21 protein-coding genes are annotated in these 21,387 nt (G+C 65.0%); 5 read left to right on the forward strand and 16 right to left on the reverse strand.

What is annotated here, in order from left to right; translation table 11 throughout:
• Window positions 1-5: 5 nt before the first annotated feature.
• Window positions 6-1,223: a TIGR03862 family flavoprotein gene (locus AC1DW9_RS12605; protein WP_441506368.1), complete on the reverse strand. Its 1,218-nt coding sequence runs from the start codon at window positions 1,221-1,223 to the stop codon at window positions 6-8.
• A gap of 74 nt (window positions 1,224-1,297) precedes the next feature.
• Here AC1DW9_RS12605 and AC1DW9_RS12610 point away from each other — a divergent pair, with 74 nt between their 5' ends.
• Window positions 1,298-1,618: a YnfA family protein gene (locus tag AC1DW9_RS12610; protein ID WP_441506369.1), complete on the forward strand. Its 321-nt coding sequence runs from the start codon at window positions 1,298-1,300 to the stop codon at window positions 1,616-1,618.
• 119 nt (window positions 1,619-1,737) lie between these two features.
• Here AC1DW9_RS12610 and phoB read toward each other — a convergent pair whose 3' ends face one another.
• From phoB to AC1DW9_RS12645, 7 genes are all read right to left on the reverse strand, one after another.
• Window positions 1,738-2,436: a phosphate regulon transcriptional regulator PhoB gene (gene phoB / locus AC1DW9_RS12615; protein WP_043235687.1), complete on the reverse strand. Its 699-nt coding sequence runs from the start codon at window positions 2,434-2,436 to the stop codon at window positions 1,738-1,740.
• A gap of 33 nt (window positions 2,437-2,469) precedes the next feature.
• Entirely contained in the window at window positions 2,470-3,189 is a 720-nt protein-coding gene (gene phoU, locus AC1DW9_RS12620) for a phosphate signaling complex protein PhoU (protein WP_069878062.1), read from the reverse strand.
• A 48-nt stretch (window positions 3,190-3,237) separates the two neighbouring features.
• Window positions 3,238-4,038 carry a phosphate ABC transporter ATP-binding protein PstB gene (pstB, locus tag AC1DW9_RS12625; RefSeq protein ID WP_069878064.1) on the reverse strand — a complete coding sequence of 267 codons (801 nt, stop codon included), beginning with the start codon at window positions 4,036-4,038 and terminating at the stop codon, window positions 3,238-3,240.
• A 44-nt stretch (window positions 4,039-4,082) separates the two neighbouring features.
• On the reverse strand, window positions 4,083-4,970 hold the full coding sequence (gene pstA, locus AC1DW9_RS12630) for a phosphate ABC transporter permease PstA (protein ID WP_441490779.1): 888 nt from the start codon (window positions 4,968-4,970) through the stop codon (window positions 4,083-4,085).
• 13 nt (window positions 4,971-4,983) lie between these two features.
• Complete coding sequence (gene pstC, locus AC1DW9_RS12635) at window positions 4,984-5,955, reverse strand: phosphate ABC transporter permease subunit PstC (RefSeq protein ID WP_069878068.1); 972 nt, start codon at window positions 5,953-5,955, stop codon at window positions 4,984-4,986.
• Window positions 5,956-6,050: 95 nt separating this feature from the next.
• The gene (gene pstS / locus AC1DW9_RS12640) at window positions 6,051-7,076 is read right to left on the reverse strand and encodes a phosphate ABC transporter substrate-binding protein PstS (RefSeq protein WP_441506370.1); all 1,026 of its coding nucleotides are present in this window, start codon (window positions 7,074-7,076) and stop codon (window positions 6,051-6,053) included.
• A 100-nt stretch (window positions 7,077-7,176) separates the two neighbouring features.
• Window positions 7,177-8,238: an ATP-binding protein gene (locus AC1DW9_RS12645; RefSeq protein ID WP_441490777.1), complete on the reverse strand. Its 1,062-nt coding sequence runs from the start codon at window positions 8,236-8,238 to the stop codon at window positions 7,177-7,179.
• A gap of 614 nt (window positions 8,239-8,852) precedes the next feature.
• Between AC1DW9_RS12645 and AC1DW9_RS12650 the strand changes: the two genes are divergently transcribed.
• Window positions 8,853-9,143: a hypothetical protein gene (locus tag AC1DW9_RS12650; protein ID WP_441490776.1), complete on the forward strand. Its 291-nt coding sequence runs from the start codon at window positions 8,853-8,855 to the stop codon at window positions 9,141-9,143.
• Window positions 9,144-9,236: 93 nt separating this feature from the next.
• Here the strand turns inward: AC1DW9_RS12650 and AC1DW9_RS12655 are convergent, their stop codons facing one another.
• The 4 genes from AC1DW9_RS12655 to AC1DW9_RS12670 all read right to left on the reverse strand — a co-directional run bounded on the left by AC1DW9_RS12655 (window position 9,237) and on the right by AC1DW9_RS12670 (window position 14,779).
• Window positions 9,237-10,184 carry a lysylphosphatidylglycerol synthase domain-containing protein gene (locus AC1DW9_RS12655; protein WP_441490775.1) on the reverse strand — a complete coding sequence of 316 codons (948 nt, stop codon included), beginning with the start codon at window positions 10,182-10,184 and terminating at the stop codon, window positions 9,237-9,239.
• A 249-nt stretch (window positions 10,185-10,433) separates the two neighbouring features.
• A complete protein-coding gene (locus tag AC1DW9_RS12660; protein WP_441506371.1) occupies window positions 10,434-11,957 on the reverse strand; it encodes an ABC-F family ATP-binding cassette domain-containing protein in 1,524 nt (507 codons plus the stop codon).
• 349 nt (window positions 11,958-12,306) lie between these two features.
• Window positions 12,307-12,870: a hypothetical protein gene (locus tag AC1DW9_RS12665; protein WP_441490773.1), complete on the reverse strand. Its 564-nt coding sequence runs from the start codon at window positions 12,868-12,870 to the stop codon at window positions 12,307-12,309.
• A 109-nt stretch (window positions 12,871-12,979) separates the two neighbouring features.
• On the reverse strand, window positions 12,980-14,779 hold the full coding sequence (locus AC1DW9_RS12670) for an ABC transporter ATP-binding protein/permease (protein ID WP_441506372.1): 1,800 nt from the start codon (window positions 14,777-14,779) through the stop codon (window positions 12,980-12,982).
• A 254-nt stretch (window positions 14,780-15,033) separates the two neighbouring features.
• On the opposite strand from AC1DW9_RS12670, the gene AC1DW9_RS12675 reads away from it, so the two are divergent.
• The 3 genes from AC1DW9_RS12675 to AC1DW9_RS12685 all read left to right on the forward strand — a co-directional run bounded on the left by AC1DW9_RS12675 (window position 15,034) and on the right by AC1DW9_RS12685 (window position 16,383).
• Window positions 15,034-15,324 carry a hypothetical protein gene (locus AC1DW9_RS12675; RefSeq protein WP_441506373.1) on the forward strand — a complete coding sequence of 97 codons (291 nt, stop codon included), beginning with the start codon at window positions 15,034-15,036 and terminating at the stop codon, window positions 15,322-15,324.
• Window positions 15,314-15,631, forward strand: coding sequence for a hypothetical protein (locus AC1DW9_RS12680; protein WP_476775023.1), 318 nt, complete (start codon window positions 15,314-15,316; stop codon window positions 15,629-15,631). The genes AC1DW9_RS12675 and AC1DW9_RS12680 overlap by 11 nt, the downstream gene beginning before the upstream one ends.
• Before the next feature lie 122 nt (window positions 15,632-15,753).
• Complete coding sequence (locus tag AC1DW9_RS12685) at window positions 15,754-16,383, forward strand: nitroreductase family protein (RefSeq protein ID WP_441506374.1); 630 nt, start codon at window positions 15,754-15,756, stop codon at window positions 16,381-16,383.
• A 22-nt stretch (window positions 16,384-16,405) separates the two neighbouring features.
• Here AC1DW9_RS12685 and AC1DW9_RS12690 read toward each other — a convergent pair whose 3' ends face one another.
• From AC1DW9_RS12690 to AC1DW9_RS12705, 4 genes are all read right to left on the reverse strand, one after another.
• On the reverse strand, window positions 16,406-17,452 hold the full coding sequence (locus AC1DW9_RS12690; protein WP_441506375.1) for a GSCFA domain-containing protein: 1,047 nt from the start codon (window positions 17,450-17,452) through the stop codon (window positions 16,406-16,408).
• A gap of 145 nt (window positions 17,453-17,597) precedes the next feature.
• A complete protein-coding gene (locus AC1DW9_RS12695) occupies window positions 17,598-19,007 on the reverse strand; it encodes a polysaccharide pyruvyl transferase family protein (RefSeq protein WP_441506376.1) in 1,410 nt (469 codons plus the stop codon).
• Window positions 19,004-20,182 carry a glycoside hydrolase family protein gene (locus AC1DW9_RS12700; RefSeq protein ID WP_441506377.1) on the reverse strand — a complete coding sequence of 393 codons (1,179 nt, stop codon included), beginning with the start codon at window positions 20,180-20,182 and terminating at the stop codon, window positions 19,004-19,006. The genes AC1DW9_RS12695 and AC1DW9_RS12700 overlap by 4 nt, the downstream gene beginning before the upstream one ends.
• Window positions 20,182-21,387: a polysaccharide pyruvyl transferase family protein gene (locus AC1DW9_RS12705; RefSeq protein ID WP_441506378.1), complete on the reverse strand. Its 1,206-nt coding sequence runs from the start codon at window positions 21,385-21,387 to the stop codon at window positions 20,182-20,184. Before AC1DW9_RS12705 ends, AC1DW9_RS12700 begins: the two co-directional genes overlap by 1 nt.

Genomic DNA, 21,387 nt, shown 5'->3' on the forward strand with positions numbered 1-21,387 from the left:
ATCGTTCAGCTATCCGCGAGCCAGGCCTGAATCCCTGCTGCAGCTGCGACTCCGGTCGCGAAACAGGCCTGCAGCAGATAGCCGCCGGTCGGCGCCTCCCAATCCAGCATCTCGCCTGCGACAAAGGTACCGGGCAAGCGTTTCAGCATGAAGCCTTCCTCGACCTCGGCCGCGGCGACGCCACCGGCGGTGGAGATCGCCCGCTCGATCGGTCTGAGACCGGTGAGCACCAGAGGCGCGGCCTTGATCAGTGCGGCCAGCCTCTCCGCGTCTTCGGGGAGTGGCCCCTTCGCCGCTTCGCGCAGCAGCGCAATCGCGGATGGAGCAAGACCTGCAGCCTTGCGCAGATGATTGCTCAGCGTCACGCCCTTGCGACGATGCGCGAGGCGCTGGACCAGCAGTGCCGCCTCGTGATCGGGCCGCAGATCGATGGTGATGACCGCCCTGCCCTCGCGCAGGATCGTCTCGCGAATCGGGGCAGAGAGTGCATAGACCGCGCCGCCTTCCAGACCCGTCGCATCGATCATCGCCTCGCCGGGCACGGATTGGCCGCCGAAGCTCAGGACGATGCGCTTCAACGGTACTCCGGCAAAACGCTCTCGCATGGTCTGGGACCAATCGACCGTGAAACCGCCATTGGCCGGGCGCAGCGGCGCGATCGCAACGCCGCGCGCCGCCAACAAGGGTGCCCAGCCACCATCCGAACCCAGCCGTGGCCAGCTCGCACCGCCGAGCGCGAGCAGCGTCGCGTCGGGCCGCGCCTCGACATCGGCGCCATCGCGGCTCCGGAACGTCAGAGCTCCCGCTTCGCTCCAGCCGGTCCAGCGCTGCCCAGGCGCGAAGGCGACGCCGAGACCATCGAGCCGGCGCAGCCATGCCCGCAGCAGGGGCGAGGCCTTCATGGCGCGCGGGAAGACGCGGCCGCTGCTGCCGACGAACGTGTCCTGCCCGAGCGCATCGGCCCAGTCGCGCAGGGATTGTGGCGGGAAGGCGCGAATGGCCGGCTCCAGCCAGGCTTGCGCATCGCGATAGCGGGGCAGGAACCTGTCGAGCGGTTCGGAATGGGTAAGGTTCAATCCGCCGCGCCCGGCCAGCAGGAATTTGCGGGCCGGCGAGGGCATGCGATCGTAGATCGTGACGGTGTCCCCGGCTGCCGCAAGGCGCTCGGCCGCGATCAGCCCGGAGGGCCCTGCTCCAATAATGGCGACGTGATGTGTGGGCATCGGTCCGGCTTGCCGTCAGCGCGCCCTGCAGTCAAGGGTAATCCCGCCCCGAAGGCCATCGACAGGGAGGAACCATGCCGACCATCGCCGCCTATTTCGGCGCAGCCATTCTCGAAATCGCCGGCTGTTTCGCGTTCTGGGGCTGGCTCCGGCTCGACAAGCCCATCTGGTGGCTCGTACCCGGACTGTTTTCGCTCGCCCTGTTCGCCTGGCTGCTGACGCTGGCGGAGAGCGAAGCCGCCGGACGGGCCTATGCCGCCTATGGCGGCGTCTACATCGTCAGTTCGCTCGCCTGGCTCTGGGCCGTGGAAGGCTTTCGCCCCGACCGCTGGGACATTATCGGTGGGCTGATCTGCCTCGCCGGCGCGGCGATTATTATCGCAGGGCCGCGCTAGGGTATCGGCCCGAAAGGTGGATTGCGGTTTTCGGGAAGGCCGATGCAACCATAGACGGTTAGATCGTCGGGCGGATTCGATATCCGGCCCGATGATCCAAGTCCCCGATGATCCAAGTCTCAGCTCCGCGCAAAGGTCTCGTCGAAGGCATAGCCGGCACCGCGCACGGTCCGCAGCGGGTCCTTGGCGTTGTCAGGAGTGATCGCCTTGCGCAGCCGGCCGACATGGACGTCGACGGTGCGCTCGTCGATATAGACGTCGCGGCCCCAGACCGCGTCGAGCAGCTGGGCCCGGGAATAGACCCGCCCCGGCGCCTGCATCAGGAATTCGAGCAGGCGGAACTCGGTCGGGCCGAGATGCAGCTCGCTGCCTGAGCGGCGGACACGGCGGGTGGTGCGGTCGAGTTCGAGATCGCCGGCGGCCAACAGGCCGGCGACATGACCCGGCTTGGCGCGGCGTAGCAACGCCTGGATGCGGGCGATCAGCTCGGGCAGCGAGAACGGCTTGACGACATAGTCGTCGGCCCCGGTGGCGAGGCCGCGCACACGCTCGGTTTCCTCGCCGCGGGCGGTGAGCATGATGATCGGCACCCGCTCGGTATCGCGACGGGTCCGCAGCCTCCGGCAGAGCTCGATGCCGGAAAGGCCCGGCAGCATCCAGTCGAGCAGCACGAGGTCCGGCGTATGATCGCGCAGATGCAGCTCGGCATCGTCGCCACGCGCGACGCTGTCGACCTCGAAGCCCTCGGCTTCGAGATTGTAGCGCAGCAACAGGGTCAGCGGCTCTTCGTCCTCAACGATCAGGATGCGTGCAGGCATGTCTCACTCGGTCCCAAAGGTGTCGGGCGCCGGTCACTCACCGGTGGCGGCGTCCAGAAGGATATTGGTCGTGTCGAGCTTCGGGCGGGCTGCGTCCAAGGCTTCGCCCGTGACGAGATAGTGGATCGTCTCGGCGATGTTGGTGGTGTGGTCGCCGATGCGCTCGACATTCTTGGCGCAGAACAGGAGATGCGTGCAGAAGGTGATGTTGCGCGGGTCTTCCATCATATAGGTGAGCAGCTCGCGGAAGAGCGAGGTATAGAGCGCGTCGATCTCATCGTCGCGGCGCCAGACCTCCATGGCCTTCTGCTCGTTGCTGACGGCGTAAGCGTCGAGCACGTCCTTGAGCTGGGCCTGAACCAGGCGGCTCATATGCTCGAGGCCGACGACCGCGCGCGACGGCGGCTGGAACTGGCCGGAGATGGCGACCGCGCGCTTGGCGATATTCTTGGCGAGATCGCCGACACGCTCGATATCGGCGGCGATGCGGATGGCGGAGATCAGCTCGCGCAGGTCGTTGGCGAGCGGCTGGCGCCGGGCGATGGTGAGCACCGCCTTCTCCTCGACCTCGCGCTGCAGATTGTCGAGGCGCTGGTCGGCGCTGATGACCTTCTGCGCCAGACCGGTGTCGCGGCGCACCAGGGCGACCGTCGAATCGCCGAGCATGCGCTCCGACATGCCCCCCATCTCGGCCAGGCTGCGGCGGATCCCCTCGAGATCGGCATCATATGAGCGGACGATGTGATCAGTCATCGCGGCGTATCCTTTGTCGGCAAAGCAGTTGGAAGGCTGGGCGCCGGTTCAGCCGAAGCGGCCGGTGACGTAGTCCTGCGTCTGCTTCTTGTGCGGGTTCATGAAAATGGTGTTGGTGGCGTCGAATTCGATCACCTCACCGAGATACATGAAGGCGGTGTACTGCGAGATACGCGCCGCCTGCTGCATGTTGTGGGTGACGATGACGATGGTGAAGTCGGTCTTGAGCTGCTCGAGCAGGTCCTCGATCTTGCCGGTCGAGATCGGATCGAGCGCCGAGGTCGGCTCGTCGAACAGGATGACTTCCGGCTTCTGGGCAATGGTCCGCGCAATGCAGAGGCGCTGCTGCTGGCCGCCGGACAGGCCCATGCCGGAGGTCTTCAGCTTGTCCTTGACCTCGTCCCAGAGCGCGGAGCGGCGCAGCGCACCTTCGACGCGGTCATCGAGCTCGGATTTCGGCGGCTTCTCATAGAGGCGGATGCCGAATGCGACATTGTCGTAGATCGACATCGGGAAGGGCGTCGGCTTCTGGAACACCATGCCGACGCGCGAGCGCAGCTCGTTCACGTCGATATCGTTGCTGATGACATTGCGGCCGTCGAGCAGGATCTCGCCGGTGGCGCGCTGCTCCGGATAAAGCGAGTAGATCCGGTTGAAGATGCGCAGCAGGGTCGACTTGCCGCAGCCCGACGGTCCGATCAGGGCCGTGACATGGCGGTCCCGGAAGTCGAGATTGATGTTCTTCAGCGCCTTGTGCTCGCCGTAGTAGAAATCGAGGTTCTTGACCGCGATCCGGACGGGGGCCTCGGCATCAAGCGCTTGCGGGCTCAGTTCCAGCGTCGAAAGCATCGACTTGTTCCTTCAGATCGAACGCGACGAGGGTTTGGGGCCGTTCATTTGCCGCCCCGCACGATACGGCGGGCGATAAGCGAGAGGCACAGGATCGAGACGGTGATGATCAGCGAGCCGGCCCAGGCGAGCTGCTGCCAGTTCTCATAGGGGGCGGAGGCGAACTGGTAGATCGTCACCGGCAGGTTGGAGACGCCGCCGACGAGGCTGGGCGAGAACCAGAAATTGTTGTTCAGCGCGGTGAAGATCAGCGGCGCCGTCTCGCCGGCGATGCGCGCCAGGGCCAGCAGGATACCGGTGACCATGCCGGATTTCGCCGCCCTCCAGGTCACGCTGGTGATGACGACCGAAGGCGGGGCGCCGAGCGCAGCACCGGCTTCGCGCAACGAGCTCGGCACGAGGCGCAGCATGTCCTCGGTGGTGCGCACGATCACCGGGATCGCGATGATGCCCAGCGCCACGCCGCCGGCCCAGCCGGAATAGCCGCGAAACGGCTCGACCAGGATGACGTAGACGAAGAGGCCGATCAGGATCGACGGCGCGGAGAGCAGGATGTCGTTGATGAAACGGATCAGGTCCGCGAGCTTCGAGCCCTTGCCGTATTCGGCAAGATAGGTGCCGGCGAGCACGCCCACCGGCGTCGCCACGGCGATGCCGAGGAAGGTCAGCACGATCGAGCCGACAATGGCGTTGGCAAGGCCGCCCCCCTCGCTGCCGGGACCGGGCGTGACCTGGGTGAAGGTCGCGACGGAGAGCCCGCCGATCCCCTTCACGAGCAGCATGCCGAGAATCCAGAACAGCACGAAGATGGCGAGAAGAGTGAAGCTGGTGGCGATGATCTTCATCGCCCGATCCGCGGTGCGGCGCGCGGGGCGGACGCGGCCCCAGACCTGATGAGGCGTCGTTGCGGGCGGGGTGACGGCGCTGTTCATGGCCAGGCTCCGCTCAGAAGGACTTGACGCGCGCGACAAGGATACGCGCGATCACGAGGACGACGAAGGTGACGAAGAAGAGGATGCAGCCGAGCGCGATCAGCGCGTTGAGCTGCAGGCCCATCGCCTCGTTGAATTCGTTGGCGATGCGCGAGGCAATGGTCGAGCCGGGGTCCATGATCGAGGCCGAAAGCCGGTTGGCATTGCCGACGACGAAGGTCACCGCCATGGTCTCGCCAAGCGCGCGGCCAAGACCGAGCATGATCGCGCCGATGATCGAGACGCCGGCCTGCGGCACCAGCACATGGCGCACGACCTCCCAGGTCGTGGCGCCGATGCCATAGGCGCTCTCACGCAGCACGGACGGGATCTGCTCCAGCATGTCGCGGGTGATCGAGGCGATGAAGGGGATGATCATGAAGGCGAGGATGATGCCGGCCGTCAGGATGCCGAGCCCCGAGGGCGAGCGCGAATACAGCACGGTGCCGACCAGCGGAATGCCTTCGACGATGTTCGAGACCGGGATCTGCACATAGGCCGCGAAGAGCGGCACGAAAACGAAGAGACCCCACATGCCGTAAATGATCGAGGGCACGGCGGCGAGCAGCTCGATCGTCGTCGAGACCGGGCGCTTGAACCAGGGCGGCGCGAGCTGGGTGAGGTAGACGGCGATGCCGAGCGAGAGCGGCACGCCAAGGACCAGCGCGATCAGCGCGGTCGACAAGGTGCCGACGATGGCAGGCCAGGCGCCATACTGCTCGTTCTGAGTGTCCCAGACGCTGGACGTGATGAAACCAAGGCCGAATTCGCGGAAGGCGGGCCAGCCGCCGATGATCATCGAGGCGATGATGCCCGCGAGCAGCACCAGCACGAAGAGCGCGGCGGCCCGGCTGGCATTGCGGAAGACAATGTCGAAGGTGCCCTTTGGAGTGCGGCGAATGGCGGGCGCGCCGGGCGCGGCCATCTGGTCTGTCACGGCAGCCATCCGTGGTTACTCCGGTCGCATAAGAAGCACGAGGAAACGGGTCTCACAAAGTCGAACGCGAGGCGGGAACAACCCGCCTCGCGTCATAGCATGGATCAGAAGATCGGCTTGCCAGCCGGGTCGGTGGCGCCCTTCCAGGCGGCGCGGACCTGATCCTTGACGTTGGCCGGGAGCGGCACGTAGTCGAGATCGAGCGCGAGCTTGTCGCCGTTCTTGAAGGCCCAGTCGACGAATTTCAGCGCGGACTGCACCTCTTCGGGCTTCTCCGGCTTGGCATGGACGAGCAGGAAGGTGGCGGAGGTGATCGGCCAGGCCTGGGCGCCCTTCTGGTTGTTCAACGAGATGCCGAAGCCGGGAGCCTCGTTCCAGTTCGCATTGGCGGCAGCGGCCTGGAAGGACTTGTCGTCCGGAGCCGGGAACTGGCCGTCGGCGTTCTCGACCAGCGCATGGGCCAGTTTGTTCTGCTTGGCATAGGCGTACTCGACATAGCCGATCGAGTTCGCGACCTGCTTGACGGAGGCCGAGACGCCCTCATTGCCCTTGCCGCCGATGCCGACCGGCCACTGCACGGCCGTGTTGGTGCCGATCTTCGACTTCCAGTCCGGCGAAACGCGCGAGAGATAGTCGGTGAAGACGAAGGTCGTGCCCGAGCCGTCCGAACGATAGACCGGGTTGATGTTGGCGTCAGGCAGGGTCAGGCCGGCATTGATGGCGACGATCTTGGGATCGTTCCACTTCTTGATGGTGCCCTGATAGATGTCGGCGATGATCGCGCCGGTGAGCTTCAGCTTGCCCGGCTCGACGCCGGCAATGTTGACGGCCGGAACGACGCCACCCATGACGGTCGGGAACTGGATCAGGCCGTCCTTGGTCAGGTCCTCGCCCTTGAGCGGGGCATCGGTCGCGCCGAACGCAACCGTCTTGGCCTTGATCTGCCGGATACCGCCGCCTGAGCCGATCGACTGATAGTTGAGACCGATATTGGTCTCCTTCTTATAAGCTTCAGCCCATTTCGAGTAGATCGGGAAGGGGAAGGTCGCGCCCGCGCCGGTAATGTCGGCGGCCTGGGCAACGCCGGCCAAGCCGATCGTCGCAGCCGCGAGAATGAGAATTTTGCGCATTAGAGGAGTCCTCGTCTGGGTCGCAGTCTTTAGCAACCCCGCTAGAACACCTTCCATGTGACAGACAGATGACAGACCGTCACGTTCGCCGTCACATTGGTCAGGACGGGCTCCGCATCATCGCGCCGAGGCGCGGCAGGATCGCCTTGAAGAGGGCGCCCTTGCCGTACTCGCTCTCGATGGTGAGACGGCCGCGATGGCGTAACACGATGTGCTTGACGATGGCGAGACCAAGGCCCGTGCCACCGGCCTCGCGGCTCGCGGCCGTGTCGACACGATAGAAGCGTTCGGTGAGGCGGGGCAGATGCTCGGGCGGGATGCCTGGCCCGTCGTCACGAACGCTGACGCTGGCTTCGCTCGCGCCCTCGACCACATTGATTGCAACCACGCCGCCCTCACGGCCATATTTGATGGCGTTCTCGACGAGGTTCTCCATCAGCCGCAGCAACTCGTCGCGGTCCCCCGCGACCTGGACCGGCTGGGTCGGCGTCTCGAGCTTCAACGCCACCTTGCGCTCGCGTGCCATCAGGGTGAGCGAGTCGACGATCTCGCGCGAAATCGCGGAGAGATCGACAGGCGTGTCCGGCGCGAGATGGGCGCGCAGCTCGATGCGCGAGAGCGAAAGCAGATCGTCGACCAACCGCGCCATGCGCAGACCCTGTTCGCGCATGATGGCGAGAAAGCGGTCGCGCGCGCCGGTATCGTTGCGCGCCGGTCCCTGCAGGGTCTCGACGAAGCCGAGAAGGGAGGCGAGCGGCGTGCGCAGTTCGTGGCTGGCATTCGCCACGAAATCGACGCGCATGCGTTCCGTGACGCGCAGCTCACTCAGATCCTCGAAGGTCAGCACCACGGGATTACGCCAGACGCCGCCGGTCAAAGCTGCGATGTGGATGCGGAATGTGCGCTCGACCGGCACGCGCTCGACCAGCTCGATGACCCGGCGCCCTCCACGGCGCGAAACCTGCTCGATCGCGTCGATCAGGTCGGGGTCGCGCAGGACGAGCGTGAGCGACTGGCCGCGTTCGAGCGCCGGAATGAGCGCGCGCATCGCCGGGCTCAGTGCCTGCGCCACCCCTTGCGCATCGAGCAGCACCACGGCGGAACCCAACGCCTCGATCAGCGCTGCAGTGGCCGGCGCGTGGGGATCGACGACATCGACCATGTGAACATGCCTATCAGGAGGAAGCTGGCGCCCTCATAGGGGCTGGCACGCGCTCTGCCAATCGCTCCGGGCGAGATGCCCCCCGCACTTGCGAGGCCCCCCACAGCGCGCGGCGACACTGGGCGAAATCCACGCCATCCAGGATCTCAGCAGGAACGAAGCGCGCTTGGGTGGTCACTATCGGCGACGCGCCGGGCGCCGCGGAGGCCGAGGCTGTCTCGACCATGATCGGAATTGCGACCGGCCGCTCTCGCTCAGATCAAGAATGTATTTTCAGCCAATTATCATCGTTTTATTGAGACAACATCGGACTTGGAAAGGCTACTGATAATGATGCTCAATCGATGTAACGATGACCATCGGCATGGCCAGCCATCTTTTGGCCTTCTACGGACACTATTCGGACATGGAACTGGTCAGCCAGACCAAGAATTTGGTGGCTTGAGCCTTCCATTCTCCCTAGTCTTGTCGAGTCTTTTATGCGTCATTTTATCTTGGCTGCATGCGTTGCAGTATGCCTCCCTGCGACCGCCCAAGCCAATGTCCCCGCCGGCAAGGTTTCCTTCCAACCGCAAGTGAAGGGGTTGGGCTGCCTCAAACCGGAAACCCTGGCGATGATCAGCGAGTTGGTCGCCAAGATCGGCCCGATCAAGATCACCTCGACCTGCGGCGGTCGCCATGCCCGGAACTCGCAGCATTATAGCGGAAAGGCGATCGACTTCAGGCCACTAGCCGCCTCTACACGCAGCGCGGTCGCTGCCGCCAAGGCCCTCGCGAGCACCGGCGGCGTCGGTTCCTATTCGAACGGCATCGTCCATGCGGATGTCGGCGCGCGCGAGGCCTCCTGGTATGGGCACAAGCGCAGCAGCCGCCAGGTCGCCTACGCAGCGCGCAGCAGCCGCTAAAGCGTCGGCTTTCGAGAAAGACGCGGCAATCACAGCAGTCGGATCATCTGACCGGATACGAGATCAGGTCAGATGATCTGAAGGGGCGGCACCCTAGATATCGTGGCGCTTAATGCGGCGGATCATTTCGTGCAGCGCCAGCATCACCAGCGCCAGGATGAAGGGCAGCAGGTAGTAGATGATGCGGAAGAGCAGCAAGGCTCCAAGCACATGACCATAGGGCAGTCGGTTGAGCGCGACGAGCATCGTCGCCTCGAAGACTCCCAACCCGCCGGGCGTATGGGCGGCGATGCCGATCAGGCAAGCGAAGACATAGGCCGCCAGGAAAGCCGGATATTCCAGCCCATAGCCGCCGGGCAGCAGTACGAAGAGCACGGCGGCGGCGGCGCAGACCTCGCAGGCGCCAAGTGTCATCTGGCCTAGCGTGATGCCGAGCCCCGGCAGCGGCAGATTCCAGCCGCGGACCCGGAAAGTGCGTTCGTCGGTCGCGACCCAGACGAGATAGCCGAGGATGGCGAGCCCCGTGGCGCCACCGACGACCTGCACGACCCAGGGCGAGGTGCGCGCGAGCATCGCGACAGAATCGGTGGCATAGAACAGGCAGGCGCTGAGGATCGCGCCGAGGCCGAGCCAGAAGGTCAGGCCGGCGATAATCGTCAGGCGAGCGACCTCGGAGGCGCGCACCCCCTTGGCCGAGTAGATCCAGTAACGAACGGTGCCGCCCGTCACGATCGGGAATCCGAGCGTGAAGGACACGGAATAGCTGGTGAAGGAGGCGAGTGCGGTCGTTCGGTAGGGGATCGACATCCCCAGCCTTCTCAGCGCCAGCGCATCATAGCCGGTCAGCAGCAGATAGCTCAGCGCGGTGAAGCCGAGCGCCAGCCCGATCTGGCGGCGGCTGGCATCGGCGAAGGCACCGGCTACCTGGCCCGGCTCCATCTCGCGGATGATCAGCCAGAGGACGGCCAGTGAAGCGACGAAGATGACCGTGCTGGCAAGTGGGCCGAGCCAGCGCCAGCGACTGCGTTTGCGCAGCGGCATTCCGGGCTCGTGCGGGCCGTACGACATGCTCTCTCGTGGTCAATTGCGCGAGGTGGGAATGTGCTCGCGTCGATTGCGGACGGGAGGGCACCGCAGCGCCCCGGCCCCGACAGATAGCGCCTCGGCCGCGATCCACAAGACGGGACGACGCGGCGAATGCGCACCATGAGGCTGACGCAGGTCGCGTCGGGCCGGCATTGCGACGGCCCGACGACATCTGTCCGCTTCAGCCCAAGCTTTTGGCCAACCTCAAGTTTCTCCGGCTTGAGCCGCAGCGAAGAATGCCTCCGGCCCCTCGATCTCGACCAATTTGCGATTCTCGATCAGCCAGAAGCGATTGCCGACCGCCCTGACGAAGCTGCGGTCATGCGAAACCAGCAGGCAGCTCGCCTCATGCGCCATGAGTTCGCCCTCCAGCGCCTCCTGCCCTTCGATGTCGAGATGGTTCGTCGGTTCGTCGAGCAGGTAGAAATTCGGATTGGCCAAGCGCAAGACCAACATGGCGAGCCGCGACTTCTGCCCGCCCGAGAGCGCGCCGATCCGGCTGCTCTGCATGTCGATCGACACACCCGCCCCCGCTAGCAGGCTGCGCGCCGGCTGGTCGCCGACATCGAAGCGCCGGGTGATCACGCCGTGCGGCGTATCGCTATCGGCGAGTTCGGAAAGACTCTGACTGCTATAACCAAGAGCAAGCGACGGCGTGACCTTGATGCGCGCAGCGTCGGTTTCCGCGATCGCGTCCCTGATCAGGCCAATCAGTCGCGACTTGCCGGTCCCGTTGCGGCCCAGCAGCACGATCCGGTCACCCTGGGCGATCGACCGCTTGCCGGTCTTGAACAGCGGCGCCCCATCCGGCGTCTCGACGGAAAGATCGTCGAGGGTCACCAGGACTTTGGCATGCGTGCCGCGATTGGCCAGCCTGATCGCGCCCGATGAGCGCTCCTGATAGCCAGGCCTCGCCGCCTCTTCCAGGCGCTCGGCCCTTTGCCTGAGCTGCTTGGTCTTGACCACGAGGAGGTCGCTGCCGGAATTGATCCCGATATTGTTCAGCTTCGCCGCCTGCCGGCGCAACTGCTGCGCCGCCTTCATCTCGCGCTGGTAGCGACGCTCCTCCGAGGCGTCGACCTCATCCAGCGCGGCGCGCGCCCGCGTATAGGGCAGCGCGAAGACCGGTGAGCTCTCCAGCCTGAGGAACAGCGTGCGATTGGACACCGCGTCGAGGAAGGCGCGATCATGACTGGAGATCACCACGGGCACGTCGCGCGGCAGACCGTTCAGCCATTCCTCGAGTTGGCTGATCCGGGCGAGGTCGAGRTGGTTGGTCGGCTCGTCGAGCAGCAGCATGTCGGGATCGGTCACCCAGACGCTGGCCAGCATGGCGAAGCGTTGCCAGCCGCCGCTCAGCTGCGACAGGGGGCGCCGGCGAAGCGCCTCGGGAATTTCGAGCGCCTCCAGCGCAACGTCGACGCGCCAGGATTCCGTCTCGGCCTGCTCCATCGGGAGCGCGCGACGGACGAGGTCATAGAGGGGCAACGCCAGCAGCCCGGCGGGAATTTCCTGCTCGACATGGCCGACGCGAAGTCCGCGCGACCGCGTGATCTCGCCAGTCGTAGGCTCATGGGAACCAGCAAGGCAGCGCAGCAGGGTGGATTTACCCCGGCCATTGGCTGCGACGAGGCCGAGGCGATCTCCCGCCCCGATCGCAAGATTGAGATTGGAAAAGAGCGGCGCACCGAGCGTGACGCCAAGTTTGCGGGCGTTGATCAAAGCCATAATCGTTCTCTGGACTGCGCGAGCCGTTGTCCGGCATCCAGGAAAGGCGCGTTCCACGGCCTTGAGGATGCGGATGCCGGATGCCTGTGCGGCGTCAGCTCGTTGGGTTGGGAGAGGCGCAGTTCACCGGAGCCATGAGGCTCGACGCTGCGCCGCCACGAAGGGCAGACCGGAAGAGAACCGTTGAGCGATCGTCTTTGGGTCAGCCCTGCAAGACAGCTTGCAGGGCCTGAACGGGGCCACGCTGACGATGGTGACGAAAGAACGTAATCACGCAGCCCCCCTTTCTCGAGTGAACGATGGCAACAGCCCTAGCGCCGTTCCAAATCGTTCGCAACTGCGGCTTGCCTCAGGCAGTCTTGCGGAAAACGCGCAGCGTCTTGAACAGGCCGACCTCCTCGACCGGGCGCGACTTCGCCCAATCCGCAATGATCGGCTCGGCCGAGGCATAGGCGAAGGAGCCGGTATAGAACAGGATATAGCCGCCGGCGTCAGTCTGGTCGGTGAAGAGCTGCATCACCTCGAGATCGGTAAGCGCGCCATAGGCATCGTTCTTCTCGCTGCGGAACTCGCAGGAATGGAACAGGGTGACGATATCGAAGCGCGGCAGCAGCTTTGCGTTGCTGGTATAGATGTCACCGAAATAGGCGGAATAGGTCTTAGTGATCGAGGGGTTCTCGGTCGCCAGCTTGACGAAGGCATCATATTCCTTGGGCGAAGCGGTGATGCCCAGCACCGTGCAGTCGAGCTCCGGCTCGGCACAGCGGATGCCGATATAGTGATGCCCGCCGGTCCCGAAATGATAGATGCGCTTGCCGGTGAGGCTCTGCTCCTCGAGCCATTCGACGAAATGCACGTCACAAGGGCACTGCTCGACCCGCAGGCCCCAATAGACGTCCCAGATGTTCAGCATGCGATCAGCTCCGTTACAGGCAGGTCCGTCATACCTGCGGCATGAGGCAAGGCGGGCTTGGTCGGGCCCGAGGTACAGGGTTTCGCGGCAAGGCTGACCGAAACGACCGTCATGTCAGGCCCCGCTCCACCACACTGGCCCGCAGGGCGGGCGTGCCATCCGGATTGGCCATCCGCGCCACGCCGCCGGCCCGCTTCATCACGAGATGGTGGCTGGCGGCCTCCGCAAAGCCAGGGCTCTGGCCCATCAGCAGGATGATGGCGCCGGGCCGCACGGCTCGCAGCTCGGCGATGAGCTCGAGCGCAGTGTCGGTTTCGAGGGCGCTGGTGGATTCGTCGAGCAGGAGCACGTCAGGCGCTTCGAGTTCGGCGCGGGCCAGCGCCAGGCGCTGCCTGTCGCCCGTCGCCAGGAGCTTGTCCCAGTCGCGATGCTCGTCGAGGCTCGCGGCGAGCGCAGAGAGCCCGTAACGGCGCAAGGCATCGGCAAGCGCATCGCCTGGACGGGTCAACGCCGTATCAAGAATCGTGCGCAGGCTGCCTTCGCTCAGGTGCAGGCTGTGCGGCACGACGGTCACCCGCGCTCCTTCCGGCAGGGAAATCTCGCCTCTGCCCCAAGGCCAGAGACCGGCGAGCGCCTGGATCAGCGCCGATTTGCCGAGCCCGAGTTCGCCCGAAAGATGCAAGGTCGCGCCGGCCGGCAGGGAGAAGCTGAGATCGGCGGCCAGGTTGCGGCCATCGCGATCGGTCAAGGTGACATCCGCGAGACACAGCAGAGTGTCAGGGCTTTGCTTCACGGTCAGATGATCATCCGGCCGGCTCTGTTCGACACGGTCGAGCGCGTCGGCCAGTTCGTTGACGCGCCGCGCGGCGGCCAGCCACTCGGCGATGCGCATGAAATTGTCGAGCACCCAGTTGAAGGCGTTCTGCACGGCGACAAAGGCGGCAGCGACTTGAACGACCCCGCCGAGCGACATCTCGCCGGAGAGATATTTCGGCGCGGCCAGCAGCAACGGAACGACCGGAACGAGCGCGCCGCTGCCATTGGTGATCCAGGTCAGCCTGCCGCGCTGGCGGATCATGGCGAGCCAGCGCTGCGCCAGGCTGTCATAGGTGCGCGCAACGGCGCGACGCTCGCCTGCCTCGGCGCGAGCGAGCGCGATCGGCTCGCCATGATCGCGAATGCGCATCAGGGCGAAGCGCAACTTGGCTTCGCCCTCGTTTCGAGCCGCAACGAGGCGCGGCAGCCGGCGGCCGACAACGGTGATCAGAAGCGAAACCAGCACCGCATAGAGGATTGCCGCCAATACGAGATAGGCCGGGATGGTGATCGCCCCCGAGCCGGCCGGAATCGTCAGCGCGCCCCCGATCTCCCAGAGGATCTCGATAAACATCACGATGGTGATGAAAGCCGACAGCAGACCTATGGCAAAATCGACGAGCGGTTCGGTTGCCCAGCGCACATCGTCGGCGATGCGATATTCGGGATTGGCCGGCTCGTCATTCGAGAGGCTCAGACGGAAGAAGCGTCGCTCTCCAACCCAGCCGTCAGCGAGCTTCGCCGTTACCCATTGCCGCCAGTGCACCTGGAGCGTCTCGCGCGTGACCAGGATGGCGACGCCGATACCGGCGACGATGAGCGCGAGCACCGGAAAGACCGCCATGGCGGTCAGCGCGCTCTCCGTGTCTTTCTTCTCCAGCGCATCGAAGAACCAGCCGTTCCAGCGATTGACGGTGACATTGACGAAGACGCTGAAGATGATCGATGCCGCCAGCGACAGCGTCCAGAACCAGGCCTTGCCACGGGTCGTTCCACGCCAGAAACCGCCGGTCAAGCCGGCAAAGCGCCAGGCGACCTGCCGATCGGAGGGCAGGCTTTCGGCAATGCCAGGCGCTTCGACTGACTTCAGCAAGAACGATGATCCCCCCGGATCGGAACAACACACGTCCACGCCCGGGTTTTCCCGATTGCCGCACACGCCTGCCAGCATGGCGCCTATCCTGCGCTCGATGAACCAAGGCTGAATGATTCTGACCTTGCGGCACCGATGCCACCCCGCAGTTTCGAACTGTTCTATTTATTCAATGAAAACAATACGTTGCACTACAACCCCCTCGCGCCTACTGAATTTCGCCATGTAAGAATCGGTCACGGCGAGGCAACGAGATGGGCGAGATTTCTGCAGGGGACGTAGTTGCGGCAATCGGCCGGAGCGACGAACTCATCATCCAGGAAACGCTGCGGACCAAGGCGACCACGCTCGAACTGCGTCGGGCGCTCGCCTTCGCAAAGGGCCCCGCCAATGCAAGCCCGGCCGCCTATCAGGCGTTGCCGGCGCGGATGCAGCGTCTCGTCGACCTGCTGACTGCTGCGCTCGAGGGATCGGCGCAGCCGCTCGGTCCCGCCCAAGGTGAGAAACCCAACCATCGGCGGGAGGACGCCCACCGTGCCGCTTGAACTGATCCATGACGAGAACACCGAGGCCGCCCGCGCCGCGCTGCGGCAGGTGGTTATGACGGCATTCTGCAACGCCTTGCACGATTCCCAGCTCGCCCCGATGACCGTGATGCGGCTCGCCGCCGAGGCAATCGGCTCGATCTATCGCGAGGTCTCCGATGCCCATCGCCATGAGGACGCTTGTCCATGCGGCTGGCGGCCGAGCCCGGAGCAGGATATCGACGCCCTGCAGGTGGCCCTGGCGCGTCTGGCAAGACCGGCGCCGATCCCCGATCTGAGGCTGGTCGAGGTTGCCGGCCGGGCTTAGATCATCGGTGATCTGAGTCTTCGGGTTTGCATCGGCTTTCCCGAAGGCCGCAATCCACTTTTCGGAACGATGCTTCAAGCGCGGGCACGCGCGAAAGCGCCAACGATCGAGGACGTGAGGACATGAACCAGAGCCAGGCGGCCCTTGCCGCAGCGCCCGGGGATGGCGAGACGCTGCTGCGCCTGCTCGAAACGCGCCGCTCGGTCGGGATGACGATGCTCAGCGAGCCGGGCCCGGATGCTGCAGCGCTGGCCCGCATCCTGACGATCGCCGCCCGCGTGCCCGATCATGGCGTGCTCGAACCCTGGCGCTTCATCGTGCTTGCGGGAGAAGCGCGCAAACGGGCAAGCGAGCGTGTCTCGCGGCTCTATGCCACCGAGAACGCGGCGATGGATGCCGAGAAGCGTGAGAAATTCACCGGGATCATCGGCCGCTCGCTGACCTATGCGCCCCTGATCGTCTTGGTCGTCAGCAAAAGCGACCCCGAGGCGCGCGTCCCGGTCTGGGAGCAGGATCTCTCCGCCGGGGCGGTCTGCATGAACCTGCTCACCGCAGCCCACGCGCTTGGCTTCGGCGCGAACTGGCTCACCGGCTGGGCCGCCTACAGCCCCGGCGTGCACGCCCTGTTCGGGCTTTCGAGCGGCGAGAAGCTCGCGGGCCTCGTCCATATCGGCACGGCGAAGGAAGCGCCGACCGAGCGCCGGCGCCCCGATATCGACGCGATCACCACCGTGTGGACGGGGACGGACTGACCCTGTTCCCGGTGAGTCTGCGTCAGACCAGCGCCGGGCTGGCAGTCGCGCCGATCGTCTGACCGAGATAGCTGCGCTCGAAGGTCTCCATCACCGTCGCCACCATCTTGCGGGCGACATGGAGTTGGTCCTCCTCGAAAGCGATGGCACGCGGCGAGTTCAGGACGATCTCGTAGCTCGGGAAGTAATCGACGAAATCGAAGCGCCGGTAGAGCTCCTCGGCGACGGCGCGCAGCACCGATTTCGAGGCGCTGTTGGCCACGATGACGTCGGCATCCTTGAACGTCGCGCCTAGCGGCACTGGCGAAACGGTGACGATGAAACGCATCTCCGGATGGCAGTGCTCGCGGATCAGCGTGATCGCGCCGAGCATGTCGTTCAAGGTCGCCTCATAGCCGTAGTCGACGAAGCGGAAGCGCTCGGGCATGCGCGAGAGCCAGGTCGGGCCGGGGTGGATATTCATGGCGAGCCCGGTCTCGGAGTCGAGCCAAGTCTCGGTCAGCCCGAGCGTGAAGAAACAGATCCGCGCGTCCCTGATTCGCGAGGTCGCGGCCGTCAGGCGCTTGCGGTTGGCAAGCGCGGTCTGCTGGTCGAGCAATCTCAGGCCGCTGGCGTGCGGATCGAACCACTGGTCAGGGGCAAGCTCGATCAGCCCTTCATTCGGATAGGGTTCGTCGAGCAGGACGCGCTTGAGCTCATGCGTCATGGACCGCACCGAGTACTTGTTGAGCGCGCCGCGACTCAAACTTCCGCGCGCCGCACCACCGCCGCGGCCCGTCGCCTCGTTCCAGCTCTCGAAATGCTCAGCGGGAACGCCATGGCCTTCGAGCAGGAGCGACAGCCCACGCATCATCAGGACGTTCTCGACCTCGCGCGCGAAGCAGGAGCCCATCGTAAAAATCGGCCAGGCCGGATCGATCTGGAACTTCGGCTTATGCTCGACCGAGAGATAGTTGCCGGTCGTCAGTCGCTCCTTGGCCATGCGCTCGGGCTTGCCCGAGATCCAGCCGCGCACCGGATTGCCGCGCATGATCGTGAGCGCGGTGCCCGCGTCGTATTCGATCTTCATGGTCTGCTCCTGCCGCTCCTGGCCGTCGACACCATGCCGCCGACCTCTTTCAGGGTGTTCGGTTCAGGCGCCCCCACAGCTTACGCGCTGCGGGGAAGCTCGCCCTCCCCCTTCAACAATCAGGGTTCAGGACAACGGGTCAGCCTCACATCCGGTGGGGAACGCCGTTCCTGTCGAGGAAGTCACGCATGCGGTCGTAGGAGGCGGCATAGCTCTTCGCGAGCGTGTTGAGCTGCGCTTCCTGATAGACGGCTCGCCACCCGCCTTCGGCGAGGGCGGACTCCGGCACGACAGGGATCTTCAGGGTCTCGGCCAGCTCCTGGCTGCGCGTGTCATAGGCGACGAGAACGCCCGGCACGCCCTGCGCCACCGCCGGCAGCACGCCGTGGACGCGGTAGCCGACCGCAAGATCGAGCCCCTGCGCAAACGCGTCATAGCGCTCGACATCGAAGAAGGTGAAAAGCTGTTTCTCGTAGATCCGGCGCATCGCCGCATCATCGGCGCCGCTCCACCAGCCGGTGTGAACGAACTCGGCCACCGCCTTCTCCATCGCCTTCTCGTCGCGCAGGAAGAAGGCTTTCTCCTCCTGCTCGCCATGCGAGGACATCACCATCTCGCTCTGGCGATCGACCTTGAGAAGCGCGGCCTTCTGGTTGCGCAGATAGGCCTCCGGGTCGGCGGTATAGCTCTTGTCCGCCTCGCGCCTGAGGCTGAAGGCGACCTTGCGGATCTCGCGCTGGTCCGGAACCCGGATGGCGAGATCGCGCTTGCGGGTCCGAAAGATCGAGGGGCAGCCGACCACCTCGACATTGCGAATGCCGTTATGGCGCAGCGTCTCGGCGCTGAAGGCGCCGCGCACGCCAATGGCGGCGCAGCGGTCGGAAACGATCTGCCAGAACCGCTTCGAGGCGTCCGGCAGTTCAATGGCGCGGTTCTGGCTCGCCTGCGCGCCGACGCCGATGGCGTAGACCGGCAGCTTGACCTTCTCCAGCACCTCGACGGCACGGAACCACTCCATCTTTTCATGGATGAAATTCGAGCCGCGGACGAAGACGTAGTCGAACTCGCTGGCATAGCGCTCGATATCGGCCTCTGTCGGATTCATGATCTTCATCGGCTCGAGATGCGCATAGCGCAGCAGCTTGAGCGTCGAGTCGAAGACGATCATGTCGCCGATGTTGAAATAGTCGGAGAGTAGCTTCTCCATCGGTGCCCGGTACCAGCGCACCTTGTCGTGCTCGTAGACCTCTCCGGCCGGGTAGATCACCAGTGCGCGCAGCTTTTTCTCGGTCGCGATCGGGGCGAGGCCCGAGCCGGGCGCGATCTTGCCGCTCTCGGCATCGAGCACCGCAATCTCGCGCGGCCGACCGTCCGCGAGCCTGGGCAGCGGGATGGTGAGCTCGGCGACGACGGCATCGCCGGTTATCACCGCGCCCGGCTGGATCGTCGCATAATCCTGGCCGTCGAGCCGCAGGCGCAGCGCCGGCCAGGCCCCATCGGGACGCCTCGCGACGGAGACGACGATCTCGTTCGTTGTGGCACGCAGAATTTTCAAGGCTGGTCCTTCACGATGTGAATCTTGACGCGGACGAGGTCGCGCTCGGGACCGAGCTTGCAGTCCTTCACCCGCATCCGGGTCATGAACAGGAACGCCTCGTCCCCGGTCGTTTCGAAATTGCGCGAGGTGGAGTCGGGGTCGGCAACCGCGCCATAGGCGTAGCGGGTCGTGTCAGCGCAGTTCTTGCTCCACATCGTCGGATGCACGACGAGCGTCTGCAGCGGCGACCAGCGCAGCAGATCCGCGGACCAGCTATAGGCGACGCGGCCGCCCGCGATCCCCTGGCTGGGGTCGGGACCGAGATGGAGCACCGCCAGATAAAGTCCGCTCGGCTCGTGCTTCGTGACGGAGCCGACCGTGGTCGGCAGTCCCTTGAGCGGCTGGCAGGGCTTCGCCTGCGACAGGTCCTCGCGATAGGGATCGACCGCGCGCACCGTGTAGTCGGTGCCGTCAAAGGCCCGCCACGAGGCGGCATCCTTGATGTCGGTGCTGCGGAACAGGCAGACGCCACCCTTCTGGCCCTCGCCGCCGGTGGTCGCGATCAGCGCATACCAGGCGCCGTCCCGCTCGATGATGTTGGACGGGTTGAAGAAACCGCGATGGCGCCCCTGGCCGACATCCTGGCGGAACGCCGGCGCGGCGACGAGCTGGCGCGGCTCTGCGCTGAAATGGCGCCCGCCATCAGTCGAATGCGCTGCCGTTACGACATTGTACCAGCAGCTCATCCTGTCCTTGAAGCGGCAGGCATTGCCGTAGCGGTCGGCATGGTATTCCGCATGCATCAGCCCGAAGACGTCGCGACCGTCGCTGGTCCATGTCGCGGTCAGCCAGTTCTTGTCGCTGAACTCGCTCGGGTCCGGACTGCTCTTGGCCTCGAAGGAGACCGAACAGGAAATCCCGATCCGGTCGAGGCTGGGGCCGGCCATGGCGCGGTTGCGGTAATTGCTGGCGAAGGCGACCACCGCGCCGTTCTGATTGCGGAAGGCCCGCAATGGCGCGTCTGGAATATGCCATTCCTCGCAGCGCTGGCGCGACCAGGCGTAGACGGTCTCCTCCGTGGCGCCGGGAACGATCTCGACGCGATAGCCGGGAGCCTGCGCAAATGACAGGTGCGGAACGGCGAGCAGCGGCAAGGCCGCCAGCGTGGCCGCAAGGATGGTGCGTTCCACCATCAGGCCACCTTTCGTTCGGCCTCGGGAATGGCGGGGGCGACCGCCGCCCTGACCGCCGGGGCGCGCATCTTGGTGTCGACCTTGTTCTCGACCAGGAAGTCGCGCATCGCGGCGTAGACCTGGGCATAGGTCGTGTTGAAGCGGTCGAACCGCGCCTGATCCCAATGCTCCTCCAGCCTGAAATCCTGGCCGGAGAAAACGTCGAAGCTCGGGATCTGGAAGGTCTCGGCGAACTCGACCGTGCGGCTGTCATAGGTGAAGTAGATCGAGGGCGTGCCGTTGGCGAGCGCCATCAGGTTGCCGTGCAGCCGGTAGCCCAGCACGAGGTCGAGGCTGCGTACAAGATTCTCGTAATCGGCAACCACGTCCGAATAGAACATCCGGCCGCGATAGAGCGCCTCCATCGCCTCATCGAGGTACCAGGAGGTGGCCCACTCGTTTCCGCGCAGCGCCGCCATCGCCTCCTCCTTCTGCTCCGGCGTTCCCAGCGCGAGTTTCTTCTCCTCGATCTCGCCCTGCGCCATCAGCGTCGCCTCGAACCGGCCCGCCAGCGACTTCACGAGGTCGCGGTGGAAGGTGAGGTAGCGCTTGATGTCCTGCGCATAGGTCGGCGAGACCTCGCGCCGCAGCGTGATGCCGACCTTCTTCACGCTGTCGAGCGCAGGCAACTTGATCGCGAGATCCGGCCTGTTGGCGCGGAACGCCGTGGGGCAACCGATGATCCGGACATTCTTGATGCCGATCTCGTTGAGAATCTCGGCCGAATAGGTGCCGCGCACGCCGAGCGAGGCGGTCGAATCCGCCATCAGCCTGAGCACGGTCTTGGTGTCCTCGCTGAGCTCCAGCTTGCCGCTGACCGGCGCCTGCGCGCCAATGCCGAAGGCGATGACCGGTATCTTTAGCCGGCGCAGCACATCGGCCGTCTGGTTCCATTCCATCTCGGCATGGACATAGTTCGAACCGCGCAGGAAGACGTAGTCGTATTCCGCGTTCAACCGGTCGATCAGCGCCATGTCCGGATTGGCGATCGGAAGGACGTCGAGCTTCTCGAAATTCAGCAGCTTCAACGAGGAGTCGAAGACGAAGGCGTCGCCGATATTATGGTAGTGGTTGATATGGCTCGCGAGATCCGCGTGCTGGTACCAGCGCACATTGTCATGGTCGTAGACCTCTCCCGATGGGATCATGACGAGGATGCGGGCCAT

The sequence above is a fragment of the Allobosea sp. P4_E12 genome (assembly GCF_056401655.1).